General features: G+C 69.4%; 4 protein-coding genes. All 4 read right to left on the bottom strand.

Annotated features, from left to right (window positions below; translation table 11 throughout):
* On the bottom strand, window positions 1-498 hold a 498-nt coding region (locus JI751_RS05655), incomplete at its 3' end, for a sugar phosphate isomerase/epimerase family protein (protein ID WP_201934372.1).
* 273 nt (window positions 499-771) lie between these two features.
* Window positions 772-7629 carry a ThuA domain-containing protein gene (locus JI751_RS05650; RefSeq protein WP_201934369.1) on the bottom strand — a complete coding sequence of 2286 codons (6858 nt, stop codon included), beginning with the start codon at window positions 7627-7629 and terminating at the stop codon, window positions 772-774.
* Between the two features lie 184 nt (window positions 7630-7813).
* Window positions 7814-9070: an ROK family transcriptional regulator gene (locus JI751_RS05645; protein ID WP_236665557.1), complete on the bottom strand. Its 1257-nt coding sequence runs from the start codon at window positions 9068-9070 to the stop codon at window positions 7814-7816.
* 172 nt (window positions 9071-9242) lie between these two features.
* On the bottom strand, window positions 9243-10376 hold the full coding sequence (locus JI751_RS05640; protein WP_201934367.1) for an ROK family transcriptional regulator: 1134 nt from the start codon (window positions 10374-10376) through the stop codon (window positions 9243-9245).
* Between the last annotated feature and the right edge of the window lie 8 nt (window positions 10377-10384).

Here is a 10384-nt window from a genome sequence, read left to right as displayed (position 1 = left end):
GAGGATCGGGTTCCACCGGGTGGCGAAGTCCTCATAACCCGCATCGACCAGGTCCTGGGAAGCCGGCGGGAACATCGCGACGTACTTCCAGATCGACGACCCGGTGAACCCCACCACCACGTCGACACCGAGCCGGCGTGCGGCCCGGGCCGTCATCTTCATCTCCTCCGCCGCCCGCTGACGCACACCCTCGGCGTCACCATCACCCCAGATCCGGTCCGGCAGGATCCCGCGGTGCCGCTCGTCGATCGGGTCGTCACACACCGCCTGACCCTTGAGGTGGTTGCTGATCGCGAACACCTGGAGGTCGTGCTTCTTCAACACCTCCAGCTTCGCCGGCACGTAGGAGTCGTCCTCCACCGCCGCCCACGGGTCGAAGTGATCACCCCAGCAGGCGATCTCCAGACCGTCGTAACCCCACCCCGAGGCGAGCCGGCACACCTCCTCGAACGGCAGGTCGGCCCACTGGCCGGTGAACAAGGTGATCGGGCGTGGCATGCGGGCTCCTCGGATGGCGGTGGTCGTGCGGTCCTGACGTCGGTGCTGCGGTGGTGCGGTGACACTGGTGCGAACCGGTGCCGGGACGGAGCGCGCTGTCCCGGCACCGGTCGCGGGGGGCGGCGCCTGTCGGCGCCACCACCCCGCCCGTACGGGGACCCGACCACCGTCCTCCCCCAGGGCCGAACCCGGGGGAGGTCGGCTGCGTCACCTCGCGGTGCCGCCGGCCGAGTCACCCCTGTGCGGACGTTCTCCTCTCTCTCCTCCCCGCGCCTACAGCTGCTTCTTCAGCGTGCGGGCGAGGTGCTTGAGAGCCTTCCTGGCCTCCGCGTCGTCGACCTTCGAGGCGAGCTTGGTGAAGCGCTTGATGGCCTTGCGGGCCTCGCCCTTCTCCTTGCTCTTGTCGGCGCGCTTCACGGCCTTCAGCTCCTTCTTGAGCTTCGTGCCGAGCTTTGCGCCGATCGTGTCCTCACGGTCGAGCCGCTTCACGAGCTTCTTGGCACCGCCATAGCTGGCGACCACCTTGAAGCCGATCGTCGACGACGCCTGGTTGCCCGCCTCGTCGGTCACGGTGACCGAGAGGGTGTGGCTCCCGCTCCGCAGCGACAGCGCGTCGATGCGGGTCGGGGAGTCCACGAGGGCGCCGTCGAGACGGACCACCCGCTCGGTGACCCCGGACGTCGCGTCGGTGGCGTTGACCAGGGCCTGACGGACCGCAGCCACGTCGAGCCTGGCCTTGTCGGCGATCCCGCTGATGCTCAGCGTCGGCGCCGTCGCGTCCATCTTGATGGTGACCGTCTCGACCGCGGAGGTCTTGCCGGTCGTGTCCGTCGCCCGGGCCTGGACCAGGGTGACGCCGTCGGCCTTGATGGTGAAGGGCGCGGTGTACGCCGTCCACGGACCGTTGCCGATGCGGTACTCCAGGTTGAGGTTCCCCGTGCCACCGCTACCCGCGAGGGTGACGGTCACCGGTGCGGTGAACCAGTTCTTGCGGCCGTTGGCTGCAGCGGGCGACGTGGTGATCGCGACGCTCGGCTTGGCCGTCTCGACCGGCGGCTCCTCGCCCTGGGGCACGACCACCTCGAACGAACCCGTCGTGGTGTTGTCCGCCGCGTCCTTGGCCGTGTAGGACACGACGTGCGTGCCCGGGGCCGTGATCTCGAACGGACCGTCGTACGCCGTCTCGGCTCCCCCGTCGACCGTGTAGGTCAGCGAGGTGACGTCGACATCGTCCGTGGCGTCCAGGACGACTGTCCCGGGGCCGGTGAGGTCGAGGTCGACGCAGCCGATGATCGCGCCGTCGCGGTGCAGGGCGAGGATGCCGCCCTGGATGCGAGGTGCCCACGGGACCGTGGCAGTCGCGAACGACGTACCGTCGGCGGCGGCCTTGATCCGTGCCTCACCCGATCCTGCGGTCCAACCCGGGTTGGTCGGCCACAGCTCGTTGGGCGGCACGCCGTCGCCGGCCGGGTCGTCGCGGTAGTGGCCCGCGAACCCGCCGCAGGTGGTCCCGATGTGCAGGTGGGACTCGTAGTTCTGCGAGGGGTCGAGACCCGCGAGCGTGAGCTCCACGGTCGTGGTGAATCCACTGCCGTCGGCCGCGGAGACCATGGTGGCCTCGCCCGTGACGCCCGTGCTGGCCTGGTCGACCAGCTCCCCGGCGTACGAACCGAGGACCGTGGCCCCCACCTCGGGCTTCGTCGAGTCGTCGACCACCACGGTGGTGGTGCCGACGTCCGAGACGTTGCCCGCCACGTCGGTCGCCCGGAAGCGGACGACCTTGGTGCCCACCTCGTCGATCGTCAGCGGCGTGGAGTAGGTCGTCCACGTCGTGGCGTCGCCGATCTGGTACTCGATGCTCGCCACACCCGAGGTGGCGTCGGTGGCGGTCAGGGTGACCGTCTTGGTGGTCGTGCCTGCGGTCGCGCTCGTCACGGTCGGGTCGACCGTGTCGATCTTGACCGTCTGCGACTTGATGGACTCCACGTTGCCGGCCGAGTCCTTGGAGCGGTACTCGATCAGCTTCGTCCCCTCACCGGGCACCGACACCGCAGTGGTGTACGGCGTCCAGGTGCCCCCGTCGATCCGGTACTCGGTCGAGGCGACGCCCGACCCGCCCGTGTTGTCGGTGGCAGCGAGGGTGAACGACGGACGCGTGTTGTACCAGCCGGCCTGCCCGTTGGGGAGCGGGATGGTCAGCGTCGTCGTGGGTGCCGTGGTGTCGCTCGGCCCCCCGCCCGGCTGGCAGGTGTCGTCCTGACCCAGCGTGAAGAAGTCGAACTTCGCCACGAGGTTGTCCGCAGCACCGGCGGCCGTGGCCCCCAGGGCCACAAGACCGACCTTGGGTGCCGTGATGCCGGTGAGGTCGCGTGCTGCGTTGGCGGCGGTGACGGGGAGCCAGGTGGCGCCGTCACTGCTGTAGGAGGCAGTCACGGCATTGCCATCGGTGCTCGACAGCCGCAGCCACACGGTGTCGGGGAAGGCCGCGCCGAGTGCTGCACCGTTGGTCTCCGATGCGACGGCGTTGGTCTCCTTGAAGAACTGGATGATGTTGGCCGCCTTGCTCCCCGCGGCCGCGGTGGAGCGGCCCGAGTAGACCAGCTTGATGTAGTTGTCATCATCGCCGTAGATGGTCAGACCGCCCTGCTGGTAGCCCTTGGTGGCGTTCAGCGTGACCTTGGTGGTGACCACGAACTTGCCCGTCGGGAGGTCCCGGAGCACCACGTTGGGCGTGGTGTTGGTGGTCTGGTAGAGGTCGGAGTTGGTCAGCGGGATGTTGAGCGTCCCGTCGGCCACGGTCATCGTGTCGTTGACGCGCACGCTGCGGTTCCAGCTCGTGAGGTCCAGCGCGTTCCCGTTGAACTGCTCGACCTGGCACGGAGTGGCGCACGGAACGGCCGTGTCGTCCGGCGTGAGGGTGAAGTAGTCGAACTTCGCCGTCAGGTTGTCCGCCGCTCCCGCAGCCGTGGCACCCAGGGCGAGCAGCCCGATCCTGGGTGACGTGATGCCGGTGAGGTCGCGAGCCGCGTTGGCCGCAGTGACGGGGAGCCAGGTGGCGCCGTCAGAGCTGTACGAGGCGGTGACGGAATTGCCGTCGGTGCTCGACAGCCGCAGCCACACGGTGTCGGGGAAGGCCGCGCCGAGGTTGGCGGAGTTGGTCTCCGTGGCCGTGGCATTGACCTCCTTGGCGAACTGGATGATGTTGGCTGCCTTGCTGCCGGCAGCTGCCGTCGAGCGGCCCGAGTAGACCAGCTTCAGGTAGTTGTTGTCGTCGCCGTAGACGATCAGACCGCCCTGCTGATAGCCCTTGGTGGCGTTCAGCGTGACCTTGGTGGTGGCCTCGAACGCTCCGCCCGGCAGGTTCTGCAGGACGATGTTCGGGGTCGTGTTCGTGGTCTGGTAGAGGTCAGAGTTGGTCAACGGGATGTTGAGCGTCCCGTCGGCAACGGTGAGCGACTGGTTGACCCGCACGCTCTGGTTCCAGCGCGACGTGTCGAGCGAGGTGCCCAGGAAGTCGTCGGACCGGCCGCTGAAGCAGATGGGCGCCGCAGCGGTGACGGTGATCTCCGTCGTCTTCGTCGTCTTCGCACCACGGGCGTCGGTGACCGTCAGGGAGACGGTGTACTTGCCCGGGTTGGAGTAGGTCTTGCTCGGGTTGGGCGCGGTCGACGTCGTCGTGTCGCCGAAGCTCCACGCGTACGTGAACGGGGCGTCGTTGTCGGCGTCGCTGACCGTGCTCGTGAAGTCCACGGGCAGCGGGGCCGACCCGGTCAGCTTGCTCGCGCTGATCGAGACCGTCGGCGGCGTGTTGTCGGTGACTCCACGGCCGGCGAACTCCACCCAGTTGACGTTGGCTCCACCGGTGGTGGCGACGAAGTACAGCGGGACGCTGGTCGTCGTCGCTCCGGTGAACGTGGTCGACACGTTCTGCCAGGTCTGGGCGCCGCCGGTGTTGGGCACCGTCAGCGTCCCGATCGCGGTGCCGGTGGGCGAACCCTGCCGGACCTCGAACGTGGCACCCGTCGTGGTGGAGGCGGCCCGCATGGTGACCCCGGTGATGTTGGTGAGGTTCATGACGTCCCAGCGGAACCAGTCACCGGTCTCGACGCCAGTGACGTTGAGGCCGCCATTGGTGTCGGTGGTGGTCTGCGTGGCCACACCGGCGGTGCCGGCGGTGTTCGAGCCCGTCCGACCCGTCTGGTCGTAGAACTCGGCTTCCTTCTTCTTGGTGTGCAGGACCGCGCCGTCGATGCCCGTGAGGGAACCAGCCGCGCCGTTGCCACCGTCCTTGTAGGTGGCGGTGACGGTGCCGAAGACGTTGGCTCCGGAGTGTCCGGCGTCACCGGGAAGCACGAAGCTGCCCTCGCAACCGGTGTACTGCTCGTAGCCGTGCGAGTGCTGGTCGTGGCCCAGGCCCGGCTGCACGATGACCTTGCTGCAGTCGATCGTGCCGTCCTCGGCGTCGGTGACGACCACCTTGTACTTGATGGTGTCGCCGAACTCGAAGAAGCCACCGTTGAGCGGCAGCTGCAGGTCGACCACCGGCGCGCTGTTGCCCGCGACGATGTCGATGTTCGTCGTACCGGTCTTGCCGTTCGCGGCCGTCACGGTCAACCGGGCGGTGTAGTTGCCAGCCGCGTTGTAGGTGAAGGACGCGGTCGGCGACGTGGCGTCGACGGTGCCGTCGCTGGTGAAGTCCCACGCATAGGTGAGGCCGACGTTGCTGCCGGTGTCACCGTCGAACGACCCGGTGCCGTCGAAGTTGACGGTCAGCGGAGCGGCACCGGACGTCTTGTCGGTGGTCGCGCGGGCGGTCGGGGAACGCTCCCCTTCCACGTAGTCGATGCGGTAGACGCCCGAGTCGGCGTTGTTGCCGTCGAACCCACTGCCCCACTCGATCATGTAGAGCGCGCCGTCCGGGCCGAACTGCAGCGCGTGCGGTCGACGCATCTGCAGGTTGGGCAGGAACCGGTTGATGTCGGTGTAGTTGGTGCCGCCGTCGTTCATCTGGACGGTGAAGAGCCGGCTGTTGTTCCAGTCGGCCCAGATCGCCTTCTCGTCGAAGTAGGCGGGCCACTTGCGGTCCGACACCAGGTCGGGGTCGTAGTCGTAGGTGCCCGAGGTCATCGGCGCACCGCTGGCCCCGATCTCCGGAGTGCCGGTGATGGAGGCGTTGTTGCTCTGCCAGATCACCGCAGCCTTCGCGGGGGGCAGGTTCGTCAGGCCCGTGTTGTTGGGCGAGTCGTTGACGGGAGCGGCGCAGTTGAACGTCGCACCAGCCGTGCCGCTGGCGAAGTTGTAGTCGTTGTAGGGCGTGTTGGCGCCGACACAGTAGGGCCAGCCGTAGTTGCCGGGCTGGTTCAGGATGTTCCACTCGACCCGGCCGTTGGGGCCACGGGTGGCGCTCGTGGAGCCCGAGTCAGGGCCGTAGTCGGCGACGAGGAGCTTGTTGTTCTGCTCGTCGAGACCGATGCGGAAGGGGTTGCGGAAGCCCATGGCGTAGATCTCGGGCCGGGTCTTCTGCTGGGTGTCGGCCGCCTCGTCGAAGAGGTTGCCGGCGGGGATGGTGTAACCGCCACCGGCCGAGGGCTTGATCTTCAGCACCTTGCCGTTGAGGTCGTTGGTGTTGGCCGAGGTCCGCTGGGCGTCCCAGGCCTCGCGGCCAGGACGCTCGTCGATCGGGTTGAACCCGTTGGAGTCGAACGGGTTGGTGTTGTCACCCGTGGCGAGGTAGAGGTTGCCGTCGTGGTCGAACTCCATCGACCCACCCGCGTGGCAGCACTCGTTGCGCTGCACCGGGACGTCGAGGATCGTGACCGCCGATGACAGATCCAGCGTGTTGCCGTTCATCGTGAACCGCGAGATCCGGTCGATGGATGCCGTGCCCTGCGGTGCGTAGTAGAGGAACACGTGGTTGTTCGTGGCGAAGTCGGGGTCGAGGGCGATACCGAGGAGACCGAACTCCTGACCCGTGTAGACCGGCACCGTGCCGGCGGTGACCACGCTCCCGTTGCTCGGCAGGATGATCTTCACCGCGCCGGCGCGGTCGATGTAGAAGACCCGCCCGTCGTCGGCGATGGCGAGCTCCATCGGGTTGGTGGTGTTCTCGTCGAGCGCGACCTTCTCGAAGCTGGGCTGGAGGGTGGCCTTGCAGTCCGAGGGCACGACACCGGCGGCGGTCTCGATGCCACCGAGGATGTGCTTGAGGAAGTTCGCGTCGGCGAAGGAGGCGTCGGTGTGGCCCATGCCGGTGTACCAGCTACGGCCACCGTCGTAGTCCTGGCACCAGGCGATGGGGTGCTCGACGCCCATGGCACCGGTGCCCGGGGCGTAGGTGGTCTCGTCGAGGGAGGCGAGGATGTGGATCTTGTTGCGTGCGGTCGCCGGGTTGGTGCGGAAGTTGTACCACTCGTCGGTGCGCTCCCAGCGCTTCGGCAGGCCGGCGGTCGACGGGTGCGCCGGGTCCTCGACCTTGACGGTCGCGGTGGGCGTGCCGTTGGGGTGGTTGTTGAAGTAGGCGCCGACCAGGTTGCCGTACCAGGGCCAGTCGTACTCGGTGTCCGAGGCCGCGTGGATGCCGGCGTAGCCACCGCCGGCCTGGATGTAGCGCTCGAACGCGCCCTGCTGCGTCTCGTTCAGCACGTCGCCGGTGGTGGACAGGAAGATGACCACCTCGTACTGCTCGAGGTTGGCGTCGGTGAACGCGGTGCTGTCGGCGGTCACGGTGACGTTGAAGTTGTTGTCGGCGCCCAGCTGCTGGATGGCGGCGGTGGCGACGGGGATGTTGGTGTGCGGGAACGCCGCGGTCTTGTTGAAGAGCAGTGCGTCGAACTGCTCGCCCGCGGCCGCGGCCTCGGCGGCCGCGTCGGCGGTCTGGCCGAGGGTCCACGGCTCGGCCTTGCCGAGCTTGGTGGAGGAGGTGTCGGAGGACTTGTCCGAGGACTTGCCCGAGGTCTTGTCGGAGGTGGTGGTCGTGCGTGCCGTGTCGGCGGCCCGGCCCGTCTCGGCGGCGGCCGCCGCAGAGACGCCCATGCCGAGCGCTGCCGCGAGCGGCAGCGCCACGATGACGGCCATGGACGAGCCGACGACGACGCGCGAGCGTCGTTGCAGCCGCGTGATGAGTGAGTTCATCACGATCCCTTCGTTGTGATGGATTGCGCTCCATCGGTTCCGGGGCGGGTCCCCGGGCGTCGGCCCTACGTGCTGGTGGTGCGGTGGTACGTCGTGCGGTCGTGCGGTCGTGCCGCGCCGCGAGGGCGAGGCTGATGGGAGGTGGTTGCCAGGGGGGTAGGGGGTGGTTGCTAGGGGTTGGTGCTCACGGGACCCCACCCACGGGCACGGTCCGACGAGCCACCTGCGTGGGATCGGCGAAGACGGTCTCGAGCGACGCGGTGGCGCCGCCTCGGACGGCGGCGCTGAAGCCGAGGGTGGACAGCTCGACGCGGGTGCCGCCGGAGTCGGGTGCGAGCACGCCCGCGCGCAGCTCGCGCTCGATGGCCGGGCGCATGTGGTGCCCGACGGCGGCGTAGTAGCCGGTCAGCACGATCGTGGCGGGGTTGAGCGCGTTGGTGAGGACGGCCGCACCGACCCCGACCCAGCCCCCCACGTCGTCCAGCGCCCGCAGGGTACGGGTGTCGCGCAGGTCCGCCCGGCGGTTGAGCTCGGCGAGCCGGTCGTCGAGGGCCATCGCGGGGTTGCGGATGGGGTCGTCGGGGTCCGCGGCCATCTCGAGCAGGGCGCGCAGTCCGCTGACGGTCTCCCAGCAGCCCTGACGACCGCAGCCGCAGCGCAGCCCGCCCGGCTTGACGATCATGTGGCCGAACTCGCCGGCGTAGCCGTGGCTGCCGCGCAGCAGGCGTCCACCGCTGACGATCCCGCCACCGACGCCGACCTCACCGTGCAGGACCAGGATGTCCTGGCGACCGGGGTCGCCGGGGGTCACCTCGGCCGCCGCGGCGAGGTTGCCCTCGTTGTCGACGACGATGCGGAAGGTCGCGCCGAGGTCGCGGCGCAGGATCGCCCCGACCGGTACGTCGTACCAGCCGAGGTTGGGGCCGTGGGTCAGCACGTCCCGGGTCTGGTCGTAGAGCCCGGCCACGCCGACGGTGAGACCGGCGATCGAGACGCCGCGCACCTCGAGGGACGACACCGTCTCGCGCACCAGGTCGGCCAGGTGGGCCAGGACGCGCTCGGCGTCCAGCGAGCGGGCGTCGAGGGCGAGCTTGCGCTCCTCCACCACCTCGCCGCGGAGGTCGAGCGCCATGGTCGAGACGTGGTTGACGTTGATCTCGGCACCGATGCCGCACACGGTGCGGCCGTCGACCTCGACCGCGGTGCTCGGTCGGCCGACCGTGCTGTGCACCGGCTGTCCGTCCGTCACCAGACCGCGCTCGATCAGCTCGGACACCAGGGTCGAGATCGTGGACCGGGTCATGCCCAGCTCGGCCGCCAGCGCGGCACGCGAACGGGGACCGTGGTCGCGCAGGTGACGCAGCGCGAGCCCGAGGTTCGAGCGCCGGACGTCGAAGTTGGCGAGGCCGTGGTCCGTGGCGGACTGGGGCATCGTCGACATGGCGCCTCCTCTCCGAGCTGGATGTGACCACGATCACGCTTTGTTGGGACGACGCCCAAACTAAGGCCGTGCCGAGGAGGGCGACAAGTGGCCACAGGACATTTCCAATTCGAAATGCGCACTTGTGACGGAGGCGGTTCTCATTACGACCGAAACGGTCGTAAGTCGGCCGTCAACCGACCGTGGGGTGCATGCTCCACGCGTCGATCGCTGCCGACGCGGCACCCACGGCCACCCCCTGCTCCCCCAGCTCGCTGAGCACGATGTCGAGGTCCTCGGCCGCCCGGGCCGGCGCGAGGCGGTAGACCGTCGCGCGCAGCTCGCCGAGCAGCTGACGCCCCAGGGCGGCCACCGGTCCGCCGACCACCACGACCCGCGGGTCGACCTGCGCCACCTGGGCAGCCACCACCCGACCGAGGCGCTGGCCGAGGTCACGGGCGAGCTGGGCGACGACCGGGTCGCCGGACCGTCCCGCGGTCACGAGGTCGTCGAGCACGAGCGTCCCGGTGCGTTCGAGCACCGGCCCCATCGCCGGGGAGCGCCCCCGGCGGGTGAGGTCGGTGGCCTGCTCGACGAGCGCGCCGGCACTCACGAAGGAGTCCAGGCAGCCGGTGAGGCCACAGGTGCACGCGGGACCGAACTCCTCCACGCGCAGGTGTCCGATCTCCCCGGCGCGACCCGACGCGCCGTGGTCGAGGTGCCCACCCGAGATCGTCGTCGAGGTGACGGTGTCCCCCAGCCGGATCGCCACGAGGTCGTCCGTGCCGCGCGCGACCCCGGCTCGTCTCTCGCCGAGTGCCATCGCCCGCACCGCAGCAATGGTGGCCTGGGGAGTGTCCGGATAGGTCTCGGCGACCTGCTGCGCGACGCGCAGGTGCAGGGACGACTCCACGTCCAGCGTCGCCGTCCCGATCGCCGTGGGGACGTCGTCCCCCAGCAGCTGGCGCACCGCTCGCAGCACCGTGCCCGCCAGCAGGTCGACGTCGGTGCCACGGTCCCGGAGGTCCACGCTGAGGCTGTTGGCGATGGTCAGGTGCCCGTCCAGGAGGACCACTCGCGCCCTGCGTTCGCCGATCGACACGACGAGCACCCGTCGCCGGGGCGAGATGCGGACCAGGAGCGAGCGCCGACCTCCCGAGCTCGCGGCGAGCGTCCCCTCCTCGACGTGGCCGGCCGCGGCCAGCGAGCGGAGGGAGACCGACAAGGTGGTGCGGGGGACGTCGAGCGAACGGGCGAGCTGGTTCCTGGTCTGTGGACCGCCGTCGACCAGTGCCCTCAGCAGCTCGCCCTCCAGCCCGCGCCTCATGCGGGTCA

Origin of the sequence: Nocardioides baculatus, assembly GCF_016735675.1 — a bacterium.
In the GTDB taxonomy this organism is placed as follows: domain Bacteria; phylum Actinomycetota; class Actinomycetes; order Propionibacteriales; family Nocardioidaceae; genus Nocardioides; species Nocardioides baculatus.
Note: the sequence above shows the minus strand (reverse complement) of the source record. Positions and strands in the feature narration are given on the sequence as shown.